Origin of the sequence: Duganella aceris, from assembly GCF_011090165.1 — a bacterium.
GTDB lineage: Bacteria > Pseudomonadota > Gammaproteobacteria > Burkholderiales > Burkholderiaceae_D > Rugamonas > Rugamonas aceris.
Genome location: NZ_JAADJT010000022.1, coordinates 18,744 through 44,712, shown reverse-complemented (window position 1 = coordinate 44,712; position 25,969 = coordinate 18,744). Strand labels below are relative to the sequence as shown.

The window sequence follows — 25,969 nt, the reverse complement described above, 5'->3', positions numbered from 1 at the left end:
GCAATACCGCGCCCCAACCTGCCAGAGGAGAACAACATGAACATCAAACATATCGCATCGACGGCAGCCATTCTGGCGGCCACCCTGGGTCTGAGCGCATGCGCGGGCATGTCGAATCAGGATCGCAACACGGCAGTGGGCGCAGGCGTCGGCGCGGTGGCCGGCTCGGTGCTGACCGGCGGCAGCGCGGTTGGCGCGGTCGGCGGCGCGGCGGTCGGCGGCGTGATCGGCAACCAGGTGCAAAAGCCACCGCGTTAATTCCACTTGCATCGAAAAGGGCTCGATCGCGGCAATCGCGATCGAGCCCTTTTTCAATGGGGGCGGCCTGGTTCAAGCGTCCTTGACCAGCTCGTAACAGCGGCACGACACCGCTTCCAGGCCGGCGGAATCGAGGATCTCGATATTGCCGCGGCTGTAGCTGATCAGCTTTTGATTTTGCAGCGCGCTGGCCGCCTTGGTGACGCCGACCCGCCGCACCCCCAGCGCGTGCGCCAGGAACTCGTGGGTCAGGTGGAATTTTTCCGATTGCAGGCGATCGCGCGTGATCAGCAGCGAGCGCGCCAGCCGCGCCTCCAGCACGTGGAAGCGGCTGCACACGGCGATCTGTATCGCTTGCGACAACAGGCTGTCGGTGTAGCGGTGCAGCAGCCGGTGCAGCGATTCGGTGCGGCGGAACTCGGTGACGAAGTCGGCCGCTTCAATGCGGTTGACGCGGCCGGCGCGTTGCACCACCGCCCTCACCTGCGCCGTTTCGTGCCCCAGTACCACCGACGCGCCCAGCATGCCTTCGCGGCCGATCGAACCGACCTCCAGCGTCATGCGGCCCTCGGCCACCGCCAGCAGGGAAATCAGGCAATCGATCGGAAAGTAGATGTAGCGCATCGGCTGGCCCGGCTCGTACAAGACCTCGCCCGATTCGACCCGCACCGTCGCGCTGACCGCTGCGAGATGGGCTTGATCGTCGTCCGGCAGGCTTGCCAGCAGGCGATTCTGCGCTGGCCGCGCCTGCGTGCGGTCGTCGTCGAGAAAATTTGAGGGATGGGTATGCATGGGATCAGCGTAAAGGCAATGAATTGCCCTGTATGTACGGTGACGCACGGAAGCTGGACATGTCTCATAGGAAAATATGCGGTGTTATGCATCACACTCAACAAGATAAAGGACACCACATGAATACGCCCACCACCCAACGTTCCATCCATCCGATCATGGTCATCGCCGCAGTCGCGGTGGTGCTGTTCTGCGGCGTCGGCAGCGCCGCGATGCTGGGCTGGCTGCCGACCTCGAACGCCAGCGGCAGCGTGCCCGGCGCGGCGCCGATGCCGGGCCAACTGTCGTCCGTGCCGGAGCAGCCAGCCGGCTACAGCAACGCCGCACCGGCGCCGGTGATCGCGCAAGGCCCGGGCCAGGCGCCCGCGCCGGAAGCGCAACAGGCACCGGCGGCTTGCGGCAATTGCGGCGTGGTCGAATCGGTGCGCTCGGTCGAGCATCGTCCGCAAGGCAGCGGCGTCGGCGCGGCCGGCGGCGCCATCCTCGGCGGCCTGCTGGGCAACCAGGTCGGTAGCGGCCACGGCCGTCAGATCGCGACGGTGGCCGGCGCGGTCGGCGGCGCGGTGGCCGGCAACCAGATCGAAGGCAATATGAAAACCACGCACACCTGGAACGTCGTGGTGCGCATGGATAACGGCGCCAAGCGCACCATCAGCCAGTCGGCGCAACCGCAATGGCGCGCCGGCGATGCGGTGCGTGTGGTCAAGGGCCAGCTGCGCTCCATCGATTAAAGGATTAACGTACGGCACCGTACAGAGCAAACAACTTGCAACGTTCATAATGAACTCAAGATACGAACAAGACAACAAGTTCGACATCGTGAACGATGCCCCCAGTGGACGTCACTCTACAAACTCAAGGAGAGAATCATGCTCTATACCATCGCTGTAGTTCTGCTTATCCTGTGGCTGCTGGGCCTGGTCACGTCGTACACCATCGGCGGCTTCATCCACATCCTGCTGGTGGTCGCCATCATCATGGTGCTGCTGCGCCTGATCAGCGGACGCGGCGTCTAGCCCTCCGCACGACCCCGAACAACGGCGCCCCACCCTACGGTGGCGCGCCGTTTTTTCATGTCCGCGACGGATTGGTTTATGCTGTATTTTTTGGAGACGCTATGAAACGAACAATCATCGTGCTGGCCATGCTGGCCGCAGCGCAGGCGCATGCGCAAACCACGGTCAAGCCCGGCTTGTGGGAGACCAACAGCAAGATCAAGAGCGGCAACGCGCAGACCGACCAGGCGCTGAGCCAGGCGATGCAAATGATGGCGAACATGCCGCCCGAGCAGCGGCAGAAGATGGAAGCGATGATGGCCCAGCAAGGCGTGTCGATGCCCAAGCAAGGCAGCGACGGCGGCATGCTGATGACCGCCTGCGTCACGCCGGAGATGGTGGCGAAGCGGCAGTTGCCGCTGCAGCAAAAAGGCAAGTGCACCTCGAAGCAGGACGAGGTGCCCGGCGGCCTGAACTTCTCGTTCTCCTGCACCGATCCGGTTTCCAGCGGCAAGGGGCAAATCCGCTTCCAGGGCGACAGCGCCTACACCATGACGATGGACGTGTCCAACATGGTCGGCGTCGGCGCCAGGAACACCATTGTCGAATCGACCGGCCGCCGGTTGTCGGACACCTGCCCGCCCAAGCCGGCCGCCAAGGCGAACTGATTACTGGGTGTCGGAAAACGCCATGTAGCGGTCGCGCGCCAAGGTCGCGACCGGCCCGACCGGCAAGCTGCGCGCTTCGTAGCGCACGCAGGGCGTGACCTTGCCGTAGTTGCCGGTGTTGAAGATCTCGACCGCGCTGTCCAGTTCCTCCGGACGCACCGAGCGCTGCTCGACCTCGATACCCTCCTTGGCCAGCAACTCGATGACGCGGGCGCGGGTGATGCCGGACAGGAAGGTGCCGTTCGGCACAGGCGTCACCACCGCGCCGCCCGGCGTGACGAAGAACAGGTTGGCCGTGGCGAACTCGGCCACGTTGCCGTCACCGTCGCAGACCACCGCGTTGTCGTAGCCGCGCGTCTTGGCTTCGCGCAGCGCCTTGGTGCTGTTGACGTACAGCGCCGACGCCTTGGCGTCGGTCGGCGCCATCAGCGGGCCGGGCCGGCGCAGCTCCGACAGGCAGGCCGAGAAGCCGGTGAAGGCCGGCATCGGCGCATCGAACAAGGTCAGCGCGAAGCCGCTCTTTTCGGCCACCGGAATCAACAGGCCGTCGGTACCGAACACCAGCGGCCGTACATACAGTTCGGCGTCGGCCGGGAACTTGGCGACGCCTTCGCGCACCAGCTTTTCCATCTCATCCACGCCCAGCGGGCACGCCAGCCCGACCCGTTCCGACGAGGCGATCACGCGCTGCAAGTGCAGGCGCAGATCGGGCATATGGCCGCGTATCGAGCGGGCGCCGTCGAATACGGACGAGCCCAGCCAGACGCTGTGGTCCATGGCGCCGAACAGTGGGGTGTTGCCTTCGGTCCAGCTGCCGTTGAAGTAAGTCAGATACATGCTTGTTCCCGGAAATCAGTGAAACGAGCAATGTAGCACGAGTGGCGGGGGTATTAGAAGGAGTGGCGCAGGCCGACGTTGACGGCGCGGTCGCCGCGTCCGCCGCCGCTGGCGTTGCCGACGGTGTAGGCGGCGCTGTTGCGGTTCTGGATCTTGGCGATGGCGGCGTACCAGTCGGTGCGGCGCGACATCGCGTAGGAGAAGCCGACCGCGATCTGGCTGGCGTCGCGGTCGGCCAGGTCGCGGTCGTCCTTGCGCACGTACGAGGCCATCCAGGTGGTCGCGCCCATCGGCACGGCGACGCCGAACAACGCGTCGCGGCTGTCGCGGGACGGCGTGGTTTGCACCACCGCGCCGTACTGGTTCTCCATATTCCACTGCGCGCTGCCGTCGCCCCGGCTGCGGCCATAGGCGGCGTAGCCGATGAAACGGCCGAAGTCGACATTGGCGCCGACCAGGGTGTTGCGCGCCGACTGGTCGACCGGCGGCGTGGTGCCGGTGGCGTCCAGCATGTTTTCCTTGCGCTGGTGGCTGATGCTCAGATTGGCCGCGCCCTTGGCGTAACCCAGCGTGGCGCCGTAGGCGCGGTTGACCCGGCTGTTGAACGGCGATTCGCCGAAACTGTAGATCGCCGAACCGATGAAGCCGCTGCGCGAGCGCGGCGACTTGTACTTGATGGTGTTGTCGTAGCGCTTGGTGGTGTAGCCGACCAGATTGGCCGCGCTGCCGGCCATGCCGCCGTGGAAGGGATCGGCCACATCGGTCAAGGTCTCGTAGACCAGGTTGTACTGCCGGCCCATGGTCACCCGGCCGAGCGGGCCGTCCAGTCCGACATACGCTTCGCGGCCGAACAGGCGGCCGCCCTGGTCGGAGGCGCCGCTGTCGTTGAGGATGCCGGCCTCCAGCGTGTACACCGCCGAGGTGCCGCCGCCCAGGTCCTCGCGTCCGGTCACGCCGAGGCGCGAGCCGGAGGCGACACCACTGTCGAGCTTGGTCTTGGCGCACTCGCCGACGCAACCGCGCTCCGCCACCACGCCCGCGTCCAGCACGCCGTACACCTGCACCGGCGACGGCGCTTGCGCCGCCGCGAACAGCGGTGCAAGCAAAGTCAACGTGACGAGGGTGGGTTTCATGATGGCGCCGTGCTGGAGGGAATTGGTTAATCGTTGGAACCAGTGTAGTCCTCGAAGGCACTGTTCTCTGTGCGGAACATCACGCAGCGTCTTCTTTCACTCTGGAAATCAATGTTCGCCATCGTACATACCGGCGGCGGGGCCGCAGTTATACTGACTCTTTGTTCTACGCGCCCCGCCGCCACCCGCATGCTCAATATTCTCGAACGCATCGACGCAAACAGCAACGACATCGGCCTGATGGTCGAGCTGTTTGGCACCCTGCGTCCCAAGCGCGCCAGCGACGTCGCCGGCGCCACCGCCAACGTGCGCACCCTTTGCCAATTGTTGAAGGGGAATCCCGCGCACGCGCTCGCCTTGCGCGGCTACGGCCGCAACCTGATCGCCTCGCGCCGCCATTCCAGCCTGTACACCGAGATCGGCGTGCTGTCGAACGACGGCTTCTTCACCGAACTGAAAACCCGCATCGCCTACCGCATGCTGCCGCCGGCGCTGGGCAGCGACTACCTGAGCGAGGCGCTGGACCAGATCGTCTACAAGCGCAGCGACCACCTGTGGATCGCCGCCGTGCCCGCCGCCGACTGGCTGGCACTGCTCGATGTGGTGATCCATCCGGTCGGCGCGCCGGCCGGCGGCGGCAACCTGATGCTGCCCGGCCTGCTGGAGGCGATCCGCACCCTGTCCTACCGCGTCTGCGCGATCGGGCTGGAGCCGCGCCTGACCAATTTCCACACCGAGATGGAAACCTACGAATCGCCGTTCATGGTGCAGAACTTCGAGGTCAACGCCTATCTCGACAGCTACCAGCGCATGCTGGCCGGCGAAGCGGTCGAGCTGGAGGACGCGCGCCACCTGCTGGTGATGCTGGACCAGTGCGACACCGTGGTCGGCAAGATCCGCAAGAAGGCGCTGAGCCAGGGCACCAGCATCGCGCTGACCTACCTGCTGGTGACGCTGTCGCAAAGCCTGGACCGGATGCGCAAGTTGCTGTTCCTGGTGGACGTCAGCGGCGAGCTGGAACACCGTCCCGCCGCCGAGGTCAACCTGCTGGCGGTGGCGTCGCCGCTGCAGCAGGAAGGCCCGCCGAGTCCGCGCCGCAGCGCCGCCGTCGGCCTGACGCTGGAACTGGTCAAGGCGCACAACCATAAATACGCGGTCAGCGACCTGCTGCGCGACAATATCGACCTGCTGGCGCGCAACGTGACCGAGAACGCCAGCCATACCGGCGAACACTATGTCGCCGACCACCGGCGCGAGCTGGGCGGCATGTTCTTCTCGTCGGCCGGCGCCGGGCTGGTGATCGGCTTCATGGCGCTGTTCAAGATCCTGATGTCCTACCTGCGCGCCGCGCCGCTGGTCGAGGCCTTCATGTTCAGCATGAACTACTCGCTCGGCTTCATGTTCATCCACCTGCTGCACTTCACGGTCGCCACCAAGCAGCCGGCGATGACCGCCTCGCGCATCGCGGCCGGGCTGCACAGCAAGGACGGCCGCAACATCGACCTCGACAGCATGGCCGAGCTGTGCGCCAAGGTGCTGCGCACGCAGAACATGGCGGTGCTGGGCAATCTGGCGACGGCGATCCCGACCGCATGGCTGATCGCGATGGCGTGGCCGCTGATGACCGGGCACCATCTGGTGTCGCCGGAAAAGGCGATGCACCTGCTGCACGACATCGACCCGATCCACGGCCCGACGCTGTTGTACGCCGCGATCGCCGGCGTCTGCCTGTTCGTCGCCGGCCTGATCTCCGGCTACTACGACAACAAGGCGCTGTACACGCGCTGGGCGCAGCGCATCGCGCAACTGCGCGGCCTGCGCTGGCTGCTGGGCCGGGAACGGCTGACCCGGCTGGGCGTCTACCTGGAAAACAACCTGGGCGGGCTGATGGGGAACTTCTTCTTCGGCATCTTGCTGGGCGCGATGCCGTTCATCGGCTTCGTGACCGGCATCCCGCTTGATATCCGGCACGTGACCTTCTCGTCCGCCAACTTTGCGACAGCAATGGTGGGACTCGATCACAATGTCAGCTGGGAATTAGTTGTGACCTCGGTGGCCGGTTTCCTGGCCATCGGCACGGTCAACCTGGTGGTCAGTTTCGGCCTGGCGCTGTGGGTGGCGCTGCGCTCGCGCCAGGTGCGGTTCAAGCATGGCTGGCAGTTGATGAAAGCGCTGGGACGCAGGTTCCGGCAAGGACCGATCTCCTTCTTTTTCGGTTCGCGCGACGAAGACGCGGCGCCGCTGGCGCTGTCCGATGAAACTAAATCTCTCGACAAGGCAATAAAATGACCATATTCCGCATGCGTTTCTGGCTGCCCGCCACCCTGATGTGCTGGGGGCTGCTGGGCGCGTGCGCGTCGCTGCCGAACGTGACCGCGATGAGCGACAAGCTCGAACCCGGCGCGGTGCCGAGCGTGACCGGCGTCCACGGCGCCATGAGCGACGCCCGCGCCAAGGCGCTGCTGAGCAAGCGCTGGAAGAAGGCCTCGCTGGAGCAGCAGGCGCAGGCGGCGCTGGAGGAAGCGGCGACCGGCGTGCCGCTGATCGCCGGGAACAAAACCACGTTGTTGTTCGACGGTCCGCAGACGATGGCGGAGATGCTCAAGGCCATCACCGCCGCGCGCAGCAGCATCAACCTGGAAACCTATATCTTCGACCAGGACGAGCTGGGCATGAAGTTCGCGGACGCGCTGATCGCCAAGCGGCTCGAAGGGGTGGTGGTCAACATCATGTACGACAGCGTCGGCACCATCGGCGTGCCGGCGGAATTCTTCACCCGCATGCGCACCGCCGGCATCAACCTGCTGGAATTCAACCCGGTCAACCCGGCCAAGGTCAGCGGCGACAGCTGGAAGGTCAACAGCCGCGACCACCGCAAGGTGTTGATCGTCGACGGCAAGACCGCCTTCACCGGCGGCATCAACATCAGCGCGACCTACGCCAAGAGCTCGCTGTTCCGCTCCGCCTCCAAGCCGACCGACAAGTCGCAGGTGGGCTGGCGCGACACCCACATCAAGGTCGAAGGGCCGGCGGTGCAAGCGTTCCAATGGCTGTTCGTGCGCAACTGGGCGACCCAGGACAAGGACGACCTGCCGGAGGCCGACTACTTCCCGCAGCCGGTGATCGCCGGCGACAAGGTGGTGCGCGTGCTGGGCAGCGAGCCGGGCGGCAAGTTCGAGATCTACAAGGCCTACAATCTGGCGATCCAGGAATCGAAGACCTCGATCCACATCACCTCCGCCTACTTCGTGCCGGACCGGCAGACGGTGGACGCGCTGATGGCGGCGGCGCGGCGCGGGGTGGACGTCAAGATAGTGTTGCCGGGCGTATCGGACAGCGGACTGGTGTTCTACGCCGGGCACGCCTTCTACGACGAGTTGCTGGCGTCGGGGGTCAAAATCTACCAGCTGAAGCTGGCGGTGCTGCACGCCAAGACCGCCGTCATCGACGGCAACTGGTCGACGGTCGGCTCGACCAACATCGACACCCGCAGCTTCCTGCACAACAGCGAGCTCAATGTGGTGGTGCTGGGCGACGCCTTCGGCACCGAGATGGAGCGCGCCTTCCAGGAGGACCTGCGCGACTCGACGGTGATCACGCTGAACGACTGGCGCCACCGTCCATGGGCCCACCGCATGAAGGAATGGGCGGCGCGCTTCATGAACTACTGGCTGTAAGCGGCGGGCCGCGGCGCGACCATTTACTCAGGCTTCGCCGGCCATGGCCCACGTATCGCCGTCGCGGCGGAAGCGTTCGGTGTGCACCGGTTCGAAGCTGGCCGTGCCTTCGACCCAGCTGTAACGCTCGACCTGCACCATGTCGGGCTCGATGCGCAGCACGTTGAATGAGTTCGATTCGCCCCTGCCCCGCGTCGACGTGGCCGTCCCGGCCTGCACCACCAGCGCGGCGTAGCCGCTGATCTTGTAGCGCTGCGCGCTGTTGCCGGCGTGGCTGGCGTGCAGATGTCCCGCCAACAGCAAATCGACGCCGCATTCGGCGAACGCTTGCATCGCCAGCGGTGCGCGGTCGACCAGGTCGTCCTTGTCGAAACTCTCGGGCAGGTCGAACGGGTGGTGGGTGACGATGATCCGCGTCAGTTGCGGATCGACCGCGCCCAGCCGCTGCCTGATCTGCGCGATCTGCTCGTGGTTGATGCGGCCATCCTTGAACGTCAGCGAGCGCGCGGTGTTGATGCCGAGGACCGCGATCTCCTCGTCCACGTATTCCGGCGCCAGGTCCAGCGTGACGTGGCGCGTGTAGTTGCGCAGCGGCGTCAAAAAGCGGCTGGCGACGTTGTACAGCGGGATGTCGTGGTTGCCCGGCACCACGATCTGCGGCCCCGGCAGGGTGTCCAGCCAGGCGCGCGCGGCCTTGAACTCGTCCGACTTGGCGCGCTGCGTCAAGTCGCCCGAGACCACCAGCACGTCCGGCGCCAGCTTGACCGTCAGCGCGCGCAACGGTTCCAGCAGTTGCTGGTCGACGCGGCCGAAATGCAGGTCGGATAAATGAACGATGGTGCGCATGGACTTCTCCTAGACGGCCGGGACGAGGACGCTCAGCGCCGCCGCCCGCGAGCGGTAGCGCAGCGGCGGCGTCATCACCGTGACCTCGCCGTCGGTGGCCACGCGCATCTGGCGGTGGCGGGTTTCGATCACCAGTTCCGGCGCCGACAGTACGTCGAAGTCGCGCGCCTCCGCCAGCTTGCCGAACAGCGCGTGCGCGGCGTAGCGCAACAGGCCGAGCCGGGTCGGCTTCTGCGCCACGTACAGGCACAGCTTGCCGCCGTCCAGCCGTTCGCGCGCGCCCATCGCCAAACCTTGCGTGTACTCGTTGTTGCCGATGAAGACGAACGGCGTGCGCCGCAGATGTTCGTCGCCGTTGATCTTGAGCCGCACGTTCATGAAGGGAAAGCGTCGCAGCGCGGCGAACATCGCGCGGCCGAAGGCATGCCATTTGCTGCGACCCAGGTGGCGCTGCTGTTTTTCCCGGTCGCGCACGATGTCCGGATAGATGCCGAGACTGGAATTGTTGAGGAAGATGCGGCCGTTGACCTCGCCCACGTCGACCTGATGCGGCGCGCCGCGCACGGCGTTGGCCACCGCCTCGTCCAGATCGAGCGGAATCTTCAAATCCTTGGCGAAGTGATTGAGCGTGCCCAGCGGCAGCACGCCCAGGTGGGTGTCGCTGCCGGCCAGCCTGGACGCCACCGCGTTGATGGTGCCGTCGCCGCCGCCCGCCACCACCACCCGCGCGCCGTCGGCCCGCGCCTGTTCGGCGCGCGCGATCATTTCCTCGCCGCTCTTGGCCAGCGTGATATCGGCCTCGACGCCGTGGCTGCGGAATTTTTCCGCCAGCGCGGCGGCCCAGCCGCCGCAGTAACCCAGGCCGGCACTGGCGTTGACGATGACCACGATCTTGTCCAGCATATTCTCCTTGAATTGGTTTATACCGTTCTGCCCTCGCGCCGGCGCCGCAGCGTGGATATCGCCGTGATGCACACCGCCAGCCAGGCGATGCTTTCCGCCATGGCCGCCAGCACGTCGCTGACATAGTGCGCGCCCAGGTAGACGCGACTGAACGCCACCAACAATACCATCATCGTGCACAGCGCCACCGTACCCAAGCGCACATTCCAGCCGGGACGGGCGATCACCAGGTAGCTGGCCAGCAGTCCGTAGAAACAGGTGGCGGCGGTGGTGTGGCCGCTGGGGAAGCTGTAGGTGCTCAAGGTCACCAGCGGCTCCTCGAACACCGGCCGCGCGCGCTGGAAGATGTATTTAAGGCTGATGTTCAACACCATGCCGCCCGGTACCGAGAACATCAACGCCAGCAGCCAGTAGCGCGCCCGCACGCGCCAGAAGTAGGCGGCCAGCGCCGCCACCATCAACAGCATGCCCAACGCCGAGTGCCAGGCCGAAACGCCCAGCATCAGGCTGGTGAACGGCTCGACCGCGTTGGCGTTGAACCAGTGCGCCACCTGCATGTCCAGCACGGTGATCGCCTGCTGGCCCATGACCGCTTCGGCCAGTTCGTGAAAAATAATGCCCGCCACGACCAGCACCGCCATGCCGGCGGTCAGATGCAGGCCGAATTCGCCGCCTGGCGACAAGCGGGCTTCGATAAAGCTGAGTAATTTAGTCTGCAATGTCACGCTCCCATGTTGACGGGAGAGTAACGTGCCTTGACTCCGCCGTCCAGGGCCGCACTCACGCGCGCCGAATGTCTCCCGGCGCGCGCCGCATCACCGTTGCGCCACTTGGCGGATGCAGGCGTCGATCATTTCCAGTCTCTTGGTATCGCTTGTCGTCAGCTTGGCGACTGCCTCGTAGCAGGAAGTGACGGCCGTCGCCTTGTAGTAGTCGCCTAGTCCCTGCGCCAGGGACTGCGAGGCCACGCCGGTGGAAAAGACCTTGCCCAAACTGACCTTGCCGGCGGCCGCTTCCGCTGATGTCGTCGCATCGAATCGGCCGAACACGGAGTAGGCGTCGGTACGCCCCAGGCTATTCAATAACTGCTTCGCCTCAAACGCTTTTTGCTTCAGCTGGTCCAGCGCCGCCTGCAACGGCGGCAGTTCCGCAGTGAGCTTGCCCAGATCCCCTAGTGCTTGCGCTATGCGCGCATCGATCCCCGCGATCTCCTTGGTTTCCTCCGCAGTCAACGCGTACGGATTACCTGCTTGAATCTTATTGTTCAAATCCACGAGGCTCTTTTGTTCGGCGTCGGTGAGCACGGCCGGGGCCACCACCGCATCCAACGCGGCTTTCTTCACCCGCCAGGCGGCGAGCGCAACTTCCTGCGCGGCCGACTGGCCCTTCTTTTGCTCCAATACGATCTTACGTCCATTGAGCTGACCGAATTCGCTTTGTTTATTGCTGGTGGCGGCCTTGGCGCCATCCAGCTTAAGCAGTGCCGCGTCGTAGTCCGCAAGCACCCGCTTGGCCTCCACGTCCGATTGGCGTTCCCCGCCGTCCTGAGTGCTTAGGTTACCTTGCAGCACTTTCAGCGCATAAATGGTGTCCTTGCAATCCGCTGCGGTTTTTGTTGCATCACACGCCTTCGCCACGGCAACCGGGATGTAAGCGGCATCGACCTGTTTATAACCCAGCGAGAGCGAGACGCCGGGGTTCTCGGTCGATGTGCCGGTCATATCGATCCCCACCGAAATCTTGGACGAATACACCAAAGGGGCCTGCTCCATCGGGGCACAGGCGACCAAGCCTGCGACGCACGTCAAAACCAGCCATAGCTTAGCTTTCATTTGATTTTCCTTTTTTGAGAATACAAATTTCAGATGGTTTAATCGACGCGGCACCAAGTACTTTTATCAGGTTCTTCACCTCTTCAACCTGTTCGCTGATCACGACCATTCGGCAGGTGTCCGCACCAGGCAGATACACGCGCGTCTCGTCCAGCCAACCGAACGATAAGCCGTCGTTGCCGACAAAAACGCCTACGCCTCTGGCGCTGATGGCCAGAGGCAGGGAGTGAGTCTGGAGATGCTGGTAGCCGGGCATGCCGGAGTACAGCAGGTCGCCGTCCACGGTCGAAATCGAAATCGAAGAACAACCGGCCATCCCCGACAACACGGAAATACGCGCGACAGCGGCAATAATTGACATGGATTTGAGTGCAAACAGGGAGGAGGAGGCGGCGCCGCTCAGCTACCCCATGCCTCTATGTAGGATAACTCCTACAGGATTCTGCATGGTTTACCTTGTCAATTTCTCACGAAAAGTAACAGCTGTCACAAATGCAACAAAAAAGTCAAAAAAACGGGAAAGATGGCCTGGAGGGGATATGAATTGTCGTAAAAATCACAAAACAACGAATTTACTGTTTATTTACACAGTACCTGTTTATTCATACAGTAGTTATGCTATTCTGAACTCCTCGTTAAACGCTTCTCCCTTAAAGGAAATGTCATGACACCAGTTAATAGCAGCTTCGGTTCCCGCTTCGGCATGGAATATATGCCTACCTCGTTCCTGGTACGCATGGGCAAACGCGAAATGCTGGTCTGCCGTGACTTCCGCAAGCGTTTCTACGCGGTGAACCCGATCATGGAATGCGACACCGGCGTGCAGGCTGGCCATCTGGAAATCCTGCTGATGCGCCGTTGGCTGCTGATCCTGTCGAAGGCGCATTAATGGTTGCCGGTGCCAGTTGTCCGATCCAGTCGCAAGACAGGCCGGCAGATGCCGCGACCTCGCTCGCGCTCCTCACCTGGGTTTGGCAACTGGCGAGCCGTCATCAACCGGATGCGCCTCGTACCACAACGTCACAAACAGAACCATCACGACCGGACCAATAAACAGTCCGACCAGGCCCAGGGTTTCCACCCCGCCCAGTATGCCGAACAGTACGGCCAGGAACGGCAAGCGCGTGGCGCTGCCGATCATCTGCGGCCGTACGAAGTGATCCGCCACGAACAACACGATGCTGCCCCAGACCGCCACCGCGATCGCGGCCGGTATCGCGCCGTTGAACACCAGCACCGCCGCCGCACTGACGAAGGCCACCGGCGCGCCAAATGGAATGATCGCCAGAATGCCGGTCGCCGCTGCCCATAAAGCCGGCGACGGCAAACCCGCGAACGCGTAGCCGATCCCAATCAGCACACCTTCCGCAAGGCCGACCAGCACCAGGCCGTTGACGGTGGCGCGGATCGCGGTCGGGATTTTTTCCGCGTAACGCGCCCAGCGCAGTTCGCCAAGGCAGCGGCTGCCGATGGCGGTGATCTGGCGGTTCAGCGCTTCGCCGTCCTTGTAGAAAAAGAACAGGCACAGGAAGGCCAGTCCGAAATCGACCAGCCGGTGCATCAGGCCGACGCCGGCGACCTTGACCATGTCGCTGGCCGAATGGAAGCCGTTGATTTCGCGGTCCGACAACAGATGCGCCAGGCCGTGCGGCTGGCTCAGCGTGGCTTGCCACCATTCGGCGATGGTGTCGCCGATGGCGGGAATATGGTGCACGAATGCCGGCACCGGTATGCCGTCCAGATTTGCGCTGACGATGTAGTTGGCCAGTTCCGGTGCCTGCCGCGCCGCCTGGGTCACGCCCAGCAGCACCGGCACGATGAAGACGCCGGCGCACAGCAAGGTCAGCACGGCGGCGGCCAGCACATCGCGGCGGCCGAAGCGGGTCCGCACGCGCTGGTACAGCGGCCAGGTTGCCACGCACAGGATACCGGCCCAGATCAGCGGCAGGAAGAAGCGTTGCATCACGAACGCCGCCAGCGCAATCAGCGTCAGCGAAAAGCCTGCGCTCAGCAGGTCGCGCTGGGTTTCGGTCATTGTTTTCTCTCAGGATTATTGTTAGCGCTATGGTAAGCGCATTTTGTCGCTGCGCAAGTCATCGCAGTGCCCTTTTCAGCCGTCCTTAAGCTTTCTCGCACTGCGCGCGCAAGAAGTCGCGCAGCGCCAGCACCGTCGGCGTGATCTGCGAGCGGTGCATGCACAACATGGTCAGCGGCGTCGGTTCGCCCAGCAGGTCGGGCAGCAGGATGACCAGGCGGCCGGCGCGGATATCGTCGCGCAGGTCCAGCCGCGATTTGTAGGCGATGCCCAGTCCCGCGACCGCCCAGCGCCGCACCACGTCGGCGTCGTCGGCGCTGCGGTTGCCGTCGACGTCGACCGTCACCGCCCCGGCGTCGGCGTCGGCGGCGGGATAGAAACTCCAGCGGTCGTGGATCACGTCGTCCAGCATGAAGCGCAGGCAGTTGTGGCGCGACAGCTCGTCCAGCATCGCCGGCTTGCCGTGCTGCTTGATGTAGTCCGGCGACGCCACCAGCACGCGGCGGTTGTCCGGCGCCAGCGGCAAAGCGATCAGGCCGGAATCCTCCTGCACACCGTAGCGGATGGCGATGTCGATCGGCTGCCGGTACATATCCGATACGCTGTCGCTGACACTGAGCTGCAGGCTGACCTTGGGATATTGCGCCTGGAACTGGTCCAGCCAGCCGACCAGCATGTTGCGGCCCAGGTCGGACGGCATCGATATCTTCAGCGTGCCGCCCAGGGTTTCCTGGCCCTGGATCAGCGCGTCGTGGCCCTCCTTCAGCAGCCGCAGCGCTTCGCGTGCGTGGCGCAGATACAGCTCACCCTCCTCGGTCAGCCGCAGCGAACGCGTGGTGCGGGCGAACAGCCGCAGACCCAATTCGTTTTCAAGCCGTTTGACGGCGGCGCTGGCCAACGCCGGCGAAATCTCCAGTTCGCGCGCGGCGGCGGACAGGCTGCCCCGGTCGGCGGTGCGGACAAACACGGTCAGGTCATCGATTCTCAACATTTTCTTGATTTCTTTGAAGGTGTTTCGTGACAACGCCTCTTTTTCATCGCCACGAAATAAATGATGATACCTCCATCCCCACTTCACCGGAGCATTCCATGAAAGCCGTTGCCTACCGCAAGTCCCTCCCGATCGACCACGACGACGCCCTGATCGACGTCGAGCTGCCGGCGCCGCAAGCGACCGGCCGCGATCTGCTGGTCGAGGTGCGCGCCGTCTCCGTCAATCCGGTGGACGTCAAGATCCGCCAGAACGTCGCGCCGGCCGACGGCGACACCAAGATCATCGGCTGGGATGCCGCCGGCGTGGTCAAGGCGGTCGGTCCGGACGTGACGCTGTTCAAGCCGGGCGATGAGGTCTGGTACGCCGGCGCCCTGACCCGCGCCGGCACCAACAGCGAGCTGCACCTGGTGGACGAGCGCATCGTCGGCCACAAACCGGCCAACCTCGACTTCGCCCAGGCCGCCGCGCTGCCGCTGACCGCCATCACGGCGTGGGAACTGTTGTTCGAGCGCCTGGAAGTGAGCCGCGATGCCGGCGCCTCGGCCGGCAAGTCGCTGCTGGTGATCGGCGCGGCCGGCGGCGTCGGTTCGATTCTGGTGCAGCTGGCGCGCCAGCTGACCGGCCTGACCATCATCGGCACCGCCTCGCGTCCGGAGACGGTCGAATGGATCAAGGAGCTGGGCGCGCATCACGTGATCGACCACAGCAAACCGCTGAACGAAGAGATCGCCCGCCTCGGCTTGCCGCCGGTGAATTATGTCGCCGCGCTGAACCAGACCGATCATCACTGGACCGCCATCGCCGAACTGGTCGCGCCGCAAGGCAAGGTCGCGCTGATCGACGACCCGGCCGCGATCGACGTGCGCCTGCTCAAGCGCAAGAGCGTGTCGCTGCACTGGGAATTCATGTTCACCCGCTCGATGTTCGAGACCGACGACATCCAGAAGCAACATCAGCTGTTGAACGATGTGGCCAAGCTGGTGGAAACCGGCGCGGTCAAGACCACGCTGGCTGAGCGCTTCGGCAAGATCAACGCCGCCAACCTGAAGCGCGCGCACGCGCTGATCGAAACCAACCGCGCCAAAGGCAAGATCGTGCTGGAAGGCTTCTAAGCCGACGTGACCGGCGTGGCGGTTGCGGGCGCCGCTGCAGTGGCGGTTGCGGTTGCGGTTGCAGCCACGATGGCCTCAGCGCGCTCGCGCAACTGCTCGGCGCGCAGGAAGGCCAGCACGGCGTCGTCGTGCGCATCCAGCGCGCGCTGCATGCCGCTGGCCGATTCGCACGATTGCTCCAGGATCTTCAGGAACGCTTCCTGGCGCCGCTTCAAGCGCGCCGACTGGTAGCCCAGCTGATCGAACATGCGGCCGACGTCGATGCAGTAACCGCGCAATTCCCACATCGCATTTTTGGTGAACTCGATATCGGTGCGCATGCTGCGGTCGACGTCCATCATCTCCATCTGCGCCGCCGCCTCCTTGGAAATGCTGAGAATCGATGCGCGCCATTTTTCGAACTTGCCGGCGATGCGCCGGATGCGCGCGATTTTATTGTCCAGCACCCGGCAGTAGTGCCAGCTCAGCCAGCACACCGGCAGCCGCGCCACGAAGCGCGGCAGCCCCGCCGAATTCAAGGAGTCTTCGAGTTTGCGCACCGCTTCGATCAGGCGACGCGCGCTGTGGCCGTTGGGTAAGGCAGACATGATGGCAGCTCCTGTGAGAACGCAAGGAACTACAGTAGCCGCGGCATCAAGAACACCACTTGATGCGGCTTAAACGGACGCGAATTTATTCCGCAGTTTTGCGCAGCATGGCTTTAATACCACGCAGTCCCTGGCGAATGCGCGCCTCGTTCTCGATCAGCGCGAAGCGCACGTACTCATCGCCGTATTCGCCGAAGCCGATGCCGGGCGAGACGCAGACCTTGGCCTCGGCCAGCAGCAGCTTGGAAAACTCCAGCGAACCGAGGTGGCGATACGGTTCAGGAATGCGGGCCCAGATGTACATCGACGCCTTCGGCTTGTCGACCGGCCAGCCGGCTTCGCACAGCCCCTTGTGCAGCACGTCGCGGCGGCTCTGGTATTGCGCGCAGATGTCGCTGACCGCGCCCTGGTCGCCCTCCAGCGCGGCGATCGCCGCCACCTGCACCGGCGTGAAGCTGCCATAGTCGTGATAGCTCTTGATGCGCGCCAGCGCCGACACCAGTTCCTTGTTGCCGACCATGAAGCCAATGCGCCAGCCGGCCATGTTGTAGCTTTTGGACAGGGTAAAGAATTCCACCGCCACTTCGCGCGCGCCCGGTACCTGCATGATCGACGGCGCCTTCCAGCCGTCGAACACGATGTCGGCGTAGGCCAGGTCGTGCACCACCAGGATGTTGTGCTGCCTGGCCAACGCCACCACGCGCTCGAAGAATTCCAGCTCGACGCATTGCGCGGTCGGGTTCGACGGGAAGCCGAGAATCATCATCTTCGGCTTCGGATAACTCTCGCGCACCGCGCGCTCCAGTTCGTCGAAGAAATCGACGCCCGGCGTCATCCGCACCGAGCGGATGTTGGCGCCGGCGATCACCGCGCCCCAGATGTGGATCGGGTAGCTCGGGTTCGGCACCAGCACGGTGTCGCCCTGGTCCAGCGTGGCCAGCATCAGGTGCGCCAGGCCTTCCTTGGAACCGATGGTGACGATGGCTTCCGCGTCGGGGTCGAACTCGACGTCGTAGCGCGTCTTGTACCACTTGGTGATGGCACGCCGCAGGCGCGGGATGCCTTTGGAGGCCGAGTAGCCGTGCGTGTCGGGCCGCTTGACGGTGTCGACCAGCTTGTCGACGATGTGCGACGGCGTGGCGCCATCGGGATTACCCATCGACATGTCGATGATGTCTTCGCCGCGACGGCGCGCCGCCAGCTTGAGCTCGGCGGTGACATTGAAAACGTAGGGAGGCAGGCGATCGATGCGCGAAAAGCTGCGCGGAGTTTGTGTGTCAGTCATGGATGTCTCACGTAAGCGCCCGGAACCGTCCGAGCGACGTCGATGCAATGCTGCATCGGGATCCATACTAGCCCATCAATTCGGCTTCTGTCCAGCCCTCAGGCCGGCGCCTGGTTTTCCTCGTCGCTGAACCATTCGAACAGGATCAGGCCGATGATGGAGGCGATCGGGAAGCCGCACAGCGCGACGATCACCCACAACGCCGGCGAGCGGCCGAGGCGTTTGGCGGCCATGCCGATGAAAATCAGGTGCAGGATCAGGCTGATGGCGATGCCGAGGCCAGCCGCGATCATCAGCAACACCGACTGGCGCGTATGCTGCAGCAGCGGCGGCAGGAAGCAGGCGACGCCGCCGATCCAGCACACCAGCGTGACGGCGGCGGCGGCGATGGGTTGTTTGGCGCGGGCGATATGCATGGGACCTCCTGGGGAATAGCAGCATGCTGCCACGATCTGATCACAAATGCAACGTTGGACCGATTCGGCCCGGGGCAGACGAGCGACGATGGGCAAGCGCGCTCGCACGGCGCGGCTTTGGGCACGGCGTTGTTCAGCACGAAGGTCATGACTGTGATGCCTGCGGCGCTCATGCCGAATGCGATGCCGACGATCCATTTGATCATCGTCGCAGTGACCTCCGCCAGATCGGCCTTGGTTGCGGTTTGCTCCAGACGCGTCTCGATCCGCGTCAAGCGCTCGCGCGTTTCGACCGCGAAGTCTTCGAGCTTGCCTAGCCGGGATTCGATGTCCATGAAATCATGTTAGGACCGCGCTCTCCCCTCTGGCAAGCTCAGCAGGTTTGATTCAGCGCAACGACGTCAGCGCCGACGCCGTCACGATGCTGGCGATCGCCAGCCACTGCGTCGGCGTCAGATGCTCGCCCAGCACCACCATCCCCGCCAGCGCGCTGATCGCCGGCGCGGCGCTGCTGAACATGCTGAACGTGCGTGACGACAAACTGCGCATCGACAGCATCTCCAGCGTGTACGGCAAGGCGCTCGACATCACCGCGATCGCCAGCCCGATCAGCATATACGACGGCGTCAGCAGCACCGCGCCGGAATACACCGCGCCGATCGGCACGATGAACAGCGACGCCGCCAGCATGCCCCACGCCACCGACTGCCCGCCGTGCATCACCGACACCCGCTTGCCGAACACGATGTACAGCGCCCAGCACACCGCCGCGCCCGCCGCATAGGCGACGCCGACCGGGTCGAGCTGATCGGCGTGACCATGGATCGGCAGCAGGAAATACAGGCCGACCACCGCCAGCAGCACCGCCGCGATATCGCGTGGCCGGCACGACGACAGCACCGCCACCGTCAGCGGCCCCGCCACTTCGATCGCCACCGCGATGCCCAGGGGGATGCGGCTGAAGGAGCGGTAGATCAGCAGGTTCATCAGACCGATCACGCTGCCGTAGATGGCCACGTTGCCCGCCTGCGTCCAGGTCAGCGGCGTGCGCCATGGGCGGAACACCAGCATCATCAGCAAGGCGGCGAAGCCGACCCGGTAGGCCGTCACGCCTTCGACCCCGATCAGCGGGAACAAGTGCTTGGCCACCGCCGCGCCGGCGTTCAGCGACAGCTGGCTGGCCAGCAAGGCAAAGCCGGCCAGCAGCGCGCCGTGGCCTGCGTGATTCTTAATGTCGGTCATCTCAGTTGGCCGACAAGGTGAGTTTGAGTGCGATCGGTTTGCCGGCGTCGGCGTCGGTCGTGCTTGCTGCGGCGGCATGCGCCGCAGCCGGCGCCACGCCGGACTCCTTCAGCGCGGCCATGATCGCGGCGGCGCGTCGTGCGCCCAGCTGCGGCAAGGCGTCGGCCGGCAGCGCCTGGTTTTTCTCCAGGCGTTCCTGCAAGCCCGCGTAGAAGGCGCTGGCGTCCGCCACCTGCGGCTCGCCCTGCACCAGCTTGCCCAAGCGCTGCAACATCGGCAGCTTCTTCTGCGCAGCGCCATCCGCGCTCGCGGCGGCCGGGCCGGCGCCGGCTTCGGCGGTCTTCTTCTGTTTGTCCAGCTCCGCCGCGCCGAAACGTTCGGCGTACAGATCGCGCAGCGCGGTGCGCACTTTGCGTTGGCCGATATCCAATGGACCGGGCTGCTCGTCCGGCGCCAGCTTGATCTCGGCGCGCGTCGCCACCACGCGGCGCAGGGCTTGCGCGCGCAAGGCCGCGCCGTCGACCGCGTCGTTGTACTGCCCCGGCACCGCCAACTTCAACTGCGGCTTCTTGGCCAGGATCTGCGCCACCTGCTGCAATTTTTCGCGTTGCGGCGGCAAGACCTTGTCGCTGCCCGGATCGAAGTCGATCGACTCCAGCTTGTCGCCGCTGACGCCGAACAGATTGCCCAGCGCGCGGAACGGCGAGGTCACGATCCGGCTCATGATGTTGCCGATCGCCTTCCACACCACCGCGCCATAACTGAACTGCGGATCGTTCATATTGCCCGAAACCGGCACGCCGAGATCGATGCGGCCGTTGCTGTCCTTGAGGATGGCCAGCGCCAGCTCCAGGGGCAGCTTCAGCGCATCCGGGCTATCGATGCGCTCGCCCAGGGTCAGGTTGTCGAGCACGATCTGGTTGTTGCCTTCGAGCTGGCTGTCGCGCACCTTGTATTGCAGGTCCAGCGAGATCTTGCCTTGCGCGATCTTGTAGCCGGCGAACTTCATGCTGTACGGCGAAGCCGACACCATGTCGATATTCTTGAACACCACGTTGACGTCGGTGTTATCGGCCGGCACGAACGGATTCAACTGCCCGCGTATGCGCGCCTGGCCGAACTCGTCGACACGGCCATCGAGCTCGATCTGGCTGCGCGCGTCGCGCCTGGACGACAGGCCGGTGATGACGCCGCCCAGCTCGTAAATCTTGGCGCCGAACTGCGGCCGCAGACTCAGGTCGGTGAAGTCCAATTTGGCGTCCTGCAAGCGCACGTGGCGTACGCGGATCGGGAACGGCTCGCCCGCCACCGGTTTGGCCGCAGGCGCGGACGTTGCGGCAGGCTTGGCCGCGGCCGGCTGCTTGACCAGCAAACGCTCCGCGTTGAAGCTGCGGTCGTTCTCGATGATCAGGATCGCGTTCGGTTCCACCACACGCAGCTCGGCCACGTCCAGCAGATCCGGCGACAGGCTCAGCGCCAGCTTGTCGGCGCGCACCGATTTCCAGTGGGCGAAGCGGTCGTTGTCCTCTTCGTTCAGCGACAGCTCGGCGACCTCGAACGAGCCATCGTAGCGCAAGGCGGGATTGGCTTTGCTGCCGCCGGCGCCGGTGCGCAAGCGTCCCTGCGCGGAGATGCTGCCGTCGGCGATCTTCAACTTGACGTACTTGGCCAGCAGCGGCTGCACCGGAGCGATGCTCAGCTTGGCCAGCTTCAGTTCGGTGTCCACCGCGCCGGTGGCCGGCACCACTTTGCCTTTGGCGGTCAGCTGGCCGCCCTCGCGCAGGCCGACGCCGCCCTGGAAGGCCAGCGGCTTCTTCAGGTCGGTTCCGACGTCGGTCAATGTCAAGTTGAAGTCTTGCAGAGTGGCTTTGATGCCGGTGCTGGCATCGTCGTAGCGCGCGCCGAACTTGGTCAGCTCGACCGACTTGACGTCGGCGAGCCACGGCGCCGCAGCGGGTGCGGCAGCCGGCTGCGAGCGCGCCGGGAGCGGAGCGCCGCCCGAGCCGGCCGTCGGCAATCGGCTCAGGAAAACAAACTGCCCTTTCGCATCGCGCGACAGGTCGAGCTGGCCTCCGTCCGCGTACAAGCGCGCCAGCGTGAGGCGACGCGCGGCCAAGTCCAGCCTGCCGCCGTCAAATCCCAGCTGCGACAGCTTGAACGGCGGCATCGCGCCGCTGGCCAGCGCCAGGTTATCCATCGAGAACGCCGCGTCGTCGACGGTGACCTTGTCGCCATCCATCTGCGCATGCAACTTCAGTTTCATATTATCCGTGCTGACCTTGAGCGCAGGACTCGCGGTCTCATCGATCGCCGTGAACGCGAACGCATCCAACCCGATTTGTTTGACATCGACTTTCCAGCCGGCCGGCTTGGCCGGAGTGGCGGGCGCGACGGCGGCCGGCGCCGAGGTCGACGGGGGGACCGCCAGCCCGGCCAGGTCCAACGCTCCCGTCGCATCGCGCCGCACGGCCAGCGCGCCACCGTTCAAATGCACACCGCCGACACGCACGCTGCGCTTCAACAAATCGACGCCGACATCGGCGACGTCCAACTGCTTCAACTGGACGAACGCCTCGGCCGCGCCATCGCGCTTGACCGCCAGATCGCTCAGCGCCAGACCGGCGCCGGCCACGTTGGCATCCAGCTTGCCATCCATGTACGAAAATTGATACGGCACCTTGGCCGACAGGCGACCGCTGGTCACCTCCACCCGCGCGAACGATTTCAGATACTTCGCCATGCCCGGCAAGGTCACATTCTCCAGCGACAGCAGACCGCTGCCCCGGATCGGATTCAGTGCCGCCGCGCCTTTCCAGCGCAGCTTGCCGCCCAGGCCCGCATCGGCGCTCAGCGTGTAATCGCCGTTCTCGTCGGGCAGCGTGCTCAGATTATTCAGCGAAAAAGTGATCGGCGTGTAGACATCCTTATAGCCGGCATGCCGGTCATCCATGTCCACCCGTCCCTGATCCAGCGCGAAGTGCTCGATGACCAGGCGCGGCATGCTGGAGTCGCCGTCGTCCTTCTTGTGCCTGGCCAAGGTCTCCATCAGCGCCGCGATATTGAACTTGCCGTCCGGCGCGATCGCCAATTGCACGGCCGGCGTGGTGACGCGGATTTCAGCGAAACTCCAGGCGCGCCGGAACAGCGAACGCCACTGCATCTCCACCGCCAGCGCCTCGACGCCGAACAAGGGCGCGCCGTTGACTTCGGTCAGGCGAAAATCCTTCGCCTCCAGCCGCAGCGTGAAGGGATTGAAACTGACGTCGCCGATGGTGGCCTTGCGCTCCAGCTCGGTCTCGACAATTTTCGGAAGCTGATGCTTGATCACGCTCGGCAACAGCCAGCCGCCCGCCAGCGCATACGCGCCCAAGGCGCCAACGGCACCTATCCCCCATCGCTTCCATCGTATTGCCAAGACCATCCCCTGATTTGTTGTGCCTGCCACAAGTGACAGTATAGCAAGCGGGGGCGTGGCTAAAGGTTAACGCAAATATGCCGATAACCTTGATATATTTACCATGGGAATTATCAAATATGAAGATCGACTCCACCTCGCGTATTCCCGGCGGCTCCGGCACGGTCGAAACGACGACGCAACGCGCCGTCATCCTCAAGCAGATCAACGCGCTGCAAAAGAGCGAAGCGAGCCTGTCCCAAGAGCTGGCCAAGCTGGGCTACGACAGCTCCTCGATCGAACAACGCATCGCCTTGCAGCAGCAAATCCAGGGCATTGAAGATCAGATCAAGGCGCTGCAAACCGCGCTGCTGCAGACCGACACCGACCGCACCGTGCAGGTGGTCAAGCCGGCGGAGGACGAGGTCAAGCAAGCACCAGCCACGCCGGCCGCGCAGCAAGACAAAAGCAACGAAACGCTCGGCAGCCTGATCGATACCGTGGCCTGAAGGGCTCAGGCCTCCGGCATGCCGCGCAGATGCTCTATGTCGGAGACCGCGTGTCGCCACGCGACCTCGGTATCGACGACGGGAACGGATTGCAGGTCGAGATGGATATCCTTGAGCACCTTAGTGCCCAAGGATATCTTGTAGTGCAACGCCGTGTATTCGACATCGTAGGTTTTCTTGAGACCTTGCCGACGAGTATAAGTGTCATGGGAAGCAGCCATATATCCTCCTTACAAAGTGTCGAAACAGGATAGCACAATCACACCATCGGCATCTTCGCCAGCAGCTTGTCGAGTGTGACCGGATAATCGCGTACCCGCACCCCGGTGGCGTTGTAGACGGCGTTGGCCACCGCCGCCGCCACGCCGCAGATGCCCAGCTCGCCGACCCCCTTGGCCTTCATCGGCGACGAGATCGGATCGGTTTCATCCAGGAATACCACTTCCTGATGCGGAATGTCGGCATGCACCGGCACCTCGTAGCCCGCCAGATCGTGGTTGACGAAGAAACCGCCGCGATGATCGATCACCAGATCCTCCATCAACGCCGCGCCGACACCCATCGTCATCGCGCCGATGACCTGGCTGCGCGCCGCCTTCGGATTCAGGATGCGGCCCGCCGCGCACACCGCCAGCATGCGCCGCACCCGCGTCTCGCCGGTGTAGGCGTCGACCGCCACTTCGACGAAATGCGCGCCGAAGGTCGATTGCTGGAATTTCTTGTCCAGGTCGCCGTATTCCATCAGGTCCTCGGCCACCACGTCGCCGCCCTCGGCCGCCTTGCGCAAGGCGATCGACTTGCCGCCGACGCGCACCGCGCCGCCGGCGAACTCCGCCTCGGCCGCATTCAAGCCCAGCTTCTGCGCCACCGCCTCGCGCAACTTGACGCACGCCGCATACACGCCGGCGGTGGAACTGTTGCCGCCCCACTGCCCGCCCGAGCCGGCCGACACCGGAAAGTCCGAGTCGCCCAGCTTGACCACCACCTGATCGAGCGTCACGCCCATCATCTCGGCGGCGGTTTGCGCGATGATGGTGTAGCTGCCGGTGCCGATATCGGTCATGTCGGTTTCGACCGTGACGATGCCCTTGCCGTCCAGCCGCACCCGCGCCGCCGACTTCTGGACAAGGTTGTTGCGGAACGCCGCCGCCACGCCCATGCCGATCAGCCAGCGGCCGTCGCGCATCTTGCCGGGTTGCGGGCTGCGCTTGCTCCAGCCGAACTTGTCGGCGCCGCTGCGCAGGCACTCGACCAGCCGCCGTTGCGAAAACTTGCGGTCGCGCTTGGCCGGATCGACCGTCGTGTCGTTGATGATGCGGAAGGTGACCGGATCCATTTTCAGCTTCTCGGCCAGCTCGTCCATCGCGATCTCCAGCGCCATCAAGCCCGGCGCCTCGCCCGGCGCGCGCATCGCGTTGCCCTCGGGCAGATCCAGCACCGCCAGCCGCATCTTGGTCATGCGATTGGGACCGGCGTACAGCAGCTTGCTCTGCAACACCGCCGTTTCCGGGCCGCCGCCGGCCAGGTCGCCGGACCAGCTTTCATGACCGATGGCGCTGATCTTGCCCTCGCGCGTGGCGCCGATGCGGATGCGCTGGATCGTCGCCGGCCGGTGCGTGGTGTTGTTGAACATCATCGGCCGCGCCAGCGCGACCTTGACCGGCCGCTGCGCCGCCTTCGCGCCCAGCGCCGCCAGCAGCGCCTCGGAACGCAGGAACAGCTTGCCGCCGAAGCCGCCGCCGATGTACGGCGACACCAGCCGCACGTTCTCCTTGGCGATGCCGAGCGTCTTGGCGACGTCGCCGCGACTCCAGTCGATCATCTGGTTGGCGGTCCACAGCGTGACCTTCTCCCCCTCCCAGGCGGCGATGGTGGCGTGCGGCTCCATCATCGCGTGCGACTGGTCGGGCGTGGTGTAGTTGGCGTCCAGCCGCACCGGCGAGGCGGCGAACGCGCCGGCGAAATCGCCGACCTTGCTGTCCTTGTTGTCGTCGCCCGACGGCGGCTTGGCGCCATCCTTGGCGTGCGCCAGATCGTAGGCGCCCTTCTGCTGGTCGTACTTGACGCGCACCAGTTGCGCCGCCGAGCGCGCCTGCTCGAAGGTCTCCGCCACCACCAGCGCGATCGCCTGGTGATAATGCTGGATCTCAGGGCCGCCGAGCAGCTTGGCGGTATTGAAGTTGCCCTTGCCCAGCTTGCCGGCGGTGTCCGCCGTGACGACGGTCAGCACGCCGGGCGCGCGCTTGGCTTCGCTGACGTCCATCGACGTGATGCGGCCCTTGGCGATGCCGGCGTGCACCACGTAGCCGTAGGCGGCGTTGGGCGCCTGGTGCTCATAGGCATAGGGCGCGGTGCCGGTGGTTTTCATCGGACCGTCGATCCGGTCGGTGGCGCGGCCGACCACCTTCAGTTGATCGATGGGGTTGGTGGTTGCAGGCGTAGTGAATTTCATCG

Annotated in this window: 26 protein-coding genes; 9 read left to right on the top strand and 17 right to left on the bottom strand. The window is 64.5% G+C overall.

Annotation, left to right across the window (positions count from 1 at the left end):
- Positions 1–36: 36 nt before the first annotated feature.
- Positions 37–258, top strand: coding sequence for a YMGG-like glycine zipper-containing protein (locus GW587_RS29895; protein WP_166108555.1), 222 nt, complete (start codon positions 37–39; stop codon positions 256–258).
- A 72-nt stretch (positions 259–330) separates the two neighbouring features.
- Here GW587_RS29895 and GW587_RS29890 read toward each other — a convergent pair whose 3' ends face one another.
- Positions 331–1,050 (bottom strand): Crp/Fnr family transcriptional regulator, encoded by a 720-nt coding sequence (locus GW587_RS29890; RefSeq protein WP_166108554.1) that lies wholly within the window; start codon positions 1,048–1,050, stop codon positions 331–333.
- Between the two features lie 119 nt (positions 1,051–1,169).
- On the opposite strand from GW587_RS29890, the gene GW587_RS29885 reads away from it, so the two are divergent.
- The 3 genes from GW587_RS29885 (at position 1,170) to GW587_RS29875 (ending at position 2,713) form a co-directional block, all read left to right on the top strand.
- On the top strand, positions 1,170–1,781 hold the full coding sequence (locus GW587_RS29885) for a glycine zipper 2TM domain-containing protein (protein ID WP_166108553.1): 612 nt from the start codon (positions 1,170–1,172) through the stop codon (positions 1,779–1,781).
- A 138-nt stretch (positions 1,782–1,919) separates the two neighbouring features.
- A complete protein-coding gene (locus GW587_RS29880) occupies positions 1,920–2,066 on the top strand; it encodes a lmo0937 family membrane protein (RefSeq protein ID WP_008446864.1) in 147 nt (48 codons plus the stop codon).
- Positions 2,067–2,167: 101 nt separating this feature from the next.
- Positions 2,168–2,713 (top strand): DUF3617 domain-containing protein, encoded by a 546-nt coding sequence (locus tag GW587_RS29875; protein WP_166108552.1) that lies wholly within the window; start codon positions 2,168–2,170, stop codon positions 2,711–2,713.
- Here GW587_RS29875 and GW587_RS29870 read toward each other — a convergent pair whose 3' ends face one another.
- Entirely contained in the window at positions 2,714–3,550 is an 837-nt protein-coding gene (locus tag GW587_RS29870; RefSeq protein ID WP_166108551.1) for a branched-chain amino acid aminotransferase, read from the bottom strand.
- A 53-nt stretch (positions 3,551–3,603) separates the two neighbouring features.
- Positions 3,604–4,683, bottom strand: a complete 1,080-nt coding sequence (locus tag GW587_RS29865) for a porin (protein WP_166108550.1) — start codon at positions 4,681–4,683, stop codon at positions 3,604–3,606.
- 189 nt (positions 4,684–4,872) lie between these two features.
- Here GW587_RS29865 and GW587_RS29860 point away from each other — a divergent pair, with 189 nt between their 5' ends.
- Both GW587_RS29860 and cls read left to right on the top strand, forming a co-directional pair.
- The gene (locus GW587_RS29860; RefSeq protein WP_166108549.1) at positions 4,873–6,972 is read left to right on the top strand and encodes a site-specific recombinase; all 2,100 of its coding nucleotides are present in this window, start codon (positions 4,873–4,875) and stop codon (positions 6,970–6,972) included.
- A complete protein-coding gene (gene cls / locus GW587_RS29855) occupies positions 6,969–8,360 on the top strand; it encodes a cardiolipin synthase (RefSeq protein ID WP_166108548.1) in 1,392 nt (463 codons plus the stop codon). The genes GW587_RS29860 and cls overlap by 4 nt, the downstream gene beginning before the upstream one ends.
- A gap of 27 nt (positions 8,361–8,387) precedes the next feature.
- Here the strand turns inward: cls and GW587_RS29850 are convergent, their stop codons facing one another.
- From GW587_RS29850 to GW587_RS29830, 5 genes are all read right to left on the bottom strand, one after another.
- Positions 8,388–9,206 (bottom strand): metallophosphoesterase family protein, encoded by an 819-nt coding sequence (locus GW587_RS29850; protein ID WP_166108547.1) that lies wholly within the window; start codon positions 9,204–9,206, stop codon positions 8,388–8,390.
- Positions 9,207–9,215: 9 nt separating this feature from the next.
- Positions 9,216–10,109, bottom strand: coding sequence for a diacylglycerol/lipid kinase family protein (locus GW587_RS29845; protein WP_166108546.1), 894 nt, complete (start codon positions 10,107–10,109; stop codon positions 9,216–9,218).
- 17 nt (positions 10,110–10,126) lie between these two features.
- Positions 10,127–10,828, bottom strand: a complete 702-nt coding sequence (locus GW587_RS29840) for a phosphatase PAP2 family protein (RefSeq protein WP_229259726.1) — start codon at positions 10,826–10,828, stop codon at positions 10,127–10,129.
- A 96-nt stretch (positions 10,829–10,924) separates the two neighbouring features.
- Positions 10,925–11,941, bottom strand: a complete 1,017-nt coding sequence (locus GW587_RS29835; protein ID WP_166108545.1) for a hypothetical protein — start codon at positions 11,939–11,941, stop codon at positions 10,925–10,927.
- On the bottom strand, positions 11,931–12,302 hold the full coding sequence (locus GW587_RS29830; protein ID WP_166108544.1) for a hypothetical protein: 372 nt from the start codon (positions 12,300–12,302) through the stop codon (positions 11,931–11,933). The genes GW587_RS29835 and GW587_RS29830 overlap by 11 nt, the downstream gene beginning before the upstream one ends.
- A gap of 303 nt (positions 12,303–12,605) precedes the next feature.
- Here GW587_RS29830 and GW587_RS29825 point away from each other — a divergent pair, with 303 nt between their 5' ends.
- Entirely contained in the window at positions 12,606–12,830 is a 225-nt protein-coding gene (locus GW587_RS29825; RefSeq protein ID WP_166108543.1) for a hypothetical protein, read from the top strand.
- A gap of 72 nt (positions 12,831–12,902) precedes the next feature.
- Here the strand turns inward: GW587_RS29825 and GW587_RS29820 are convergent, their stop codons facing one another.
- Positions 12,903–13,976, bottom strand: coding sequence for an AI-2E family transporter (locus GW587_RS29820; protein ID WP_166108542.1), 1,074 nt, complete (start codon positions 13,974–13,976; stop codon positions 12,903–12,905).
- Positions 13,977–14,061: 85 nt separating this feature from the next.
- Positions 14,062–14,967 (bottom strand): LysR family transcriptional regulator, encoded by a 906-nt coding sequence (locus GW587_RS29815; RefSeq protein WP_166108541.1) that lies wholly within the window; start codon positions 14,965–14,967, stop codon positions 14,062–14,064.
- Positions 14,968–15,065: 98 nt separating this feature from the next.
- On the opposite strand from GW587_RS29815, the gene GW587_RS29810 reads away from it, so the two are divergent.
- The gene (locus GW587_RS29810; protein WP_166108540.1) at positions 15,066–16,082 is read left to right on the top strand and encodes a zinc-binding alcohol dehydrogenase family protein; all 1,017 of its coding nucleotides are present in this window, start codon (positions 15,066–15,068) and stop codon (positions 16,080–16,082) included.
- Here the strand turns inward: GW587_RS29810 and GW587_RS29805 are convergent.
- From GW587_RS29805 to GW587_RS29785, 5 genes are all read right to left on the bottom strand, one after another.
- Complete coding sequence (locus GW587_RS29805; RefSeq protein WP_207393698.1) at positions 16,079–16,669, bottom strand: hypothetical protein; 591 nt, start codon at positions 16,667–16,669, stop codon at positions 16,079–16,081. The two genes, GW587_RS29810 and GW587_RS29805, sit on opposite strands and share 4 nt — an antisense overlap.
- An 85-nt stretch (positions 16,670–16,754) precedes the next feature.
- Positions 16,755–17,954 carry an alanine transaminase gene (gene alaC / locus GW587_RS29800; protein WP_166108539.1) on the bottom strand — a complete coding sequence of 400 codons (1,200 nt, stop codon included), beginning with the start codon at positions 17,952–17,954 and terminating at the stop codon, positions 16,755–16,757.
- 98 nt (positions 17,955–18,052) lie between these two features.
- A complete protein-coding gene (locus tag GW587_RS29795) occupies positions 18,053–18,370 on the bottom strand; it encodes a hypothetical protein (RefSeq protein ID WP_166108538.1) in 318 nt (105 codons plus the stop codon).
- A gap of 387 nt (positions 18,371–18,757) precedes the next feature.
- The gene (locus tag GW587_RS29790) at positions 18,758–19,612 is read right to left on the bottom strand and encodes an EamA family transporter (protein WP_166108537.1); all 855 of its coding nucleotides are present in this window, start codon (positions 19,610–19,612) and stop codon (positions 18,758–18,760) included.
- Position 19,613: 1 nt separating this feature from the next.
- Entirely contained in the window at positions 19,614–23,027 is a 3,414-nt protein-coding gene (locus GW587_RS29785) for a DUF748 domain-containing protein (RefSeq protein WP_229259725.1), read from the bottom strand.
- Positions 23,028–23,146: 119 nt separating this feature from the next.
- Between GW587_RS29785 and GW587_RS29780 the strand changes: the two genes are divergently transcribed.
- On the top strand, positions 23,147–23,515 hold the full coding sequence (locus GW587_RS29780; protein ID WP_166108535.1) for a hypothetical protein: 369 nt from the start codon (positions 23,147–23,149) through the stop codon (positions 23,513–23,515).
- Positions 23,516–23,520: 5 nt separating this feature from the next.
- Here the strand turns inward: GW587_RS29780 and GW587_RS29775 are convergent, their stop codons facing one another.
- On the bottom strand, positions 23,521–23,736 hold the full coding sequence (locus GW587_RS29775; protein ID WP_166108534.1) for a hypothetical protein: 216 nt from the start codon (positions 23,734–23,736) through the stop codon (positions 23,521–23,523).
- 38 nt (positions 23,737–23,774) lie between these two features.
- The gene (gene paoC, locus GW587_RS29770) at positions 23,775–25,967 is read right to left on the bottom strand and encodes an aldehyde oxidoreductase molybdenum-binding subunit PaoC (protein WP_166108533.1); all 2,193 of its coding nucleotides are present in this window, start codon (positions 25,965–25,967) and stop codon (positions 23,775–23,777) included.
- Positions 25,968–25,969 lie beyond the last annotated feature (2 nt).

Coding starts and splice junctions, on each gene's coding strand:
- GW587_RS29880 (WP_008446864.1), top strand. CDS start 1,920: ATGCTCTATACCATCGCTGTAGTTCTGCTTATCCTGTGGCTGCTGGGC.
- GW587_RS29885 (WP_166108553.1), top strand. CDS start 1,170: ATGAATACGCCCACCACCCAACGTTCCATCCATCCGATCATGGTCATC.
- GW587_RS29790 (WP_166108537.1), bottom strand. CDS start 19,612: ATGACCGACATTAAGAATCACGCAGGCCACGGCGCGCTGCTGGCCGGC.
- GW587_RS29860 (WP_166108549.1), top strand. CDS start 4,873: ATGCTCAATATTCTCGAACGCATCGACGCAAACAGCAACGACATCGGC.
- cls (WP_166108548.1), top strand. CDS start 6,969: ATGACCATATTCCGCATGCGTTTCTGGCTGCCCGCCACCCTGATGTGC.
- GW587_RS29875 (WP_166108552.1), top strand. CDS start 2,168: ATGAAACGAACAATCATCGTGCTGGCCATGCTGGCCGCAGCGCAGGCG.
- GW587_RS29825 (WP_166108543.1), top strand. CDS start 12,606: ATGACACCAGTTAATAGCAGCTTCGGTTCCCGCTTCGGCATGGAATAT.
- GW587_RS29870 (WP_166108551.1), bottom strand. CDS start 3,550: ATGTATCTGACTTACTTCAACGGCAGCTGGACCGAAGGCAACACCCCA.
- paoC (WP_166108533.1), bottom strand. CDS start 25,967: ATGAAATTCACTACGCCTGCAACCACCAACCCCATCGATCAACTGAAG.
- GW587_RS29805 (WP_207393698.1), bottom strand. CDS start 16,669: ATGTCTGCCTTACCCAACGGCCACAGCGCGCGTCGCCTGATCGAAGCG.
- GW587_RS29810 (WP_166108540.1), top strand. CDS start 15,066: ATGAAAGCCGTTGCCTACCGCAAGTCCCTCCCGATCGACCACGACGAC.
- GW587_RS29890 (WP_166108554.1), bottom strand. CDS start 1,050: ATGCATACCCATCCCTCAAATTTTCTCGACGACGACCGCACGCAGGCG.
- GW587_RS29865 (WP_166108550.1), bottom strand. CDS start 4,683: ATGAAACCCACCCTCGTCACGTTGACTTTGCTTGCACCGCTGTTCGCG.
- GW587_RS29815 (WP_166108541.1), bottom strand. CDS start 14,967: ATGTTGAGAATCGATGACCTGACCGTGTTTGTCCGCACCGCCGACCGG.
- GW587_RS29830 (WP_166108544.1), bottom strand. CDS start 12,302: ATGTCAATTATTGCCGCTGTCGCGCGTATTTCCGTGTTGTCGGGGATG.
- alaC (WP_166108539.1), bottom strand. CDS start 17,954: ATGACTGACACACAAACTCCGCGCAGCTTTTCGCGCATCGATCGCCTG.
- GW587_RS29850 (WP_166108547.1), bottom strand. CDS start 9,206: ATGCGCACCATCGTTCATTTATCCGACCTGCATTTCGGCCGCGTCGAC.
- GW587_RS29835 (WP_166108545.1), bottom strand. CDS start 11,941: ATGAAAGCTAAGCTATGGCTGGTTTTGACGTGCGTCGCAGGCTTGGTC.
- GW587_RS29780 (WP_166108535.1), top strand. CDS start 23,147: ATGAAGATCGACTCCACCTCGCGTATTCCCGGCGGCTCCGGCACGGTC.
- GW587_RS29795 (WP_166108538.1), bottom strand. CDS start 18,370: ATGCATATCGCCCGCGCCAAACAACCCATCGCCGCCGCCGCCGTCACG.
- GW587_RS29775 (WP_166108534.1), bottom strand. CDS start 23,736: ATGGCTGCTTCCCATGACACTTATACTCGTCGGCAAGGTCTCAAGAAA.
- GW587_RS29895 (WP_166108555.1), top strand. CDS start 37: ATGAACATCAAACATATCGCATCGACGGCAGCCATTCTGGCGGCCACC.
- GW587_RS29845 (WP_166108546.1), bottom strand. CDS start 10,109: ATGCTGGACAAGATCGTGGTCATCGTCAACGCCAGTGCCGGCCTGGGT.
- GW587_RS29820 (WP_166108542.1), bottom strand. CDS start 13,976: ATGACCGAAACCCAGCGCGACCTGCTGAGCGCAGGCTTTTCGCTGACG.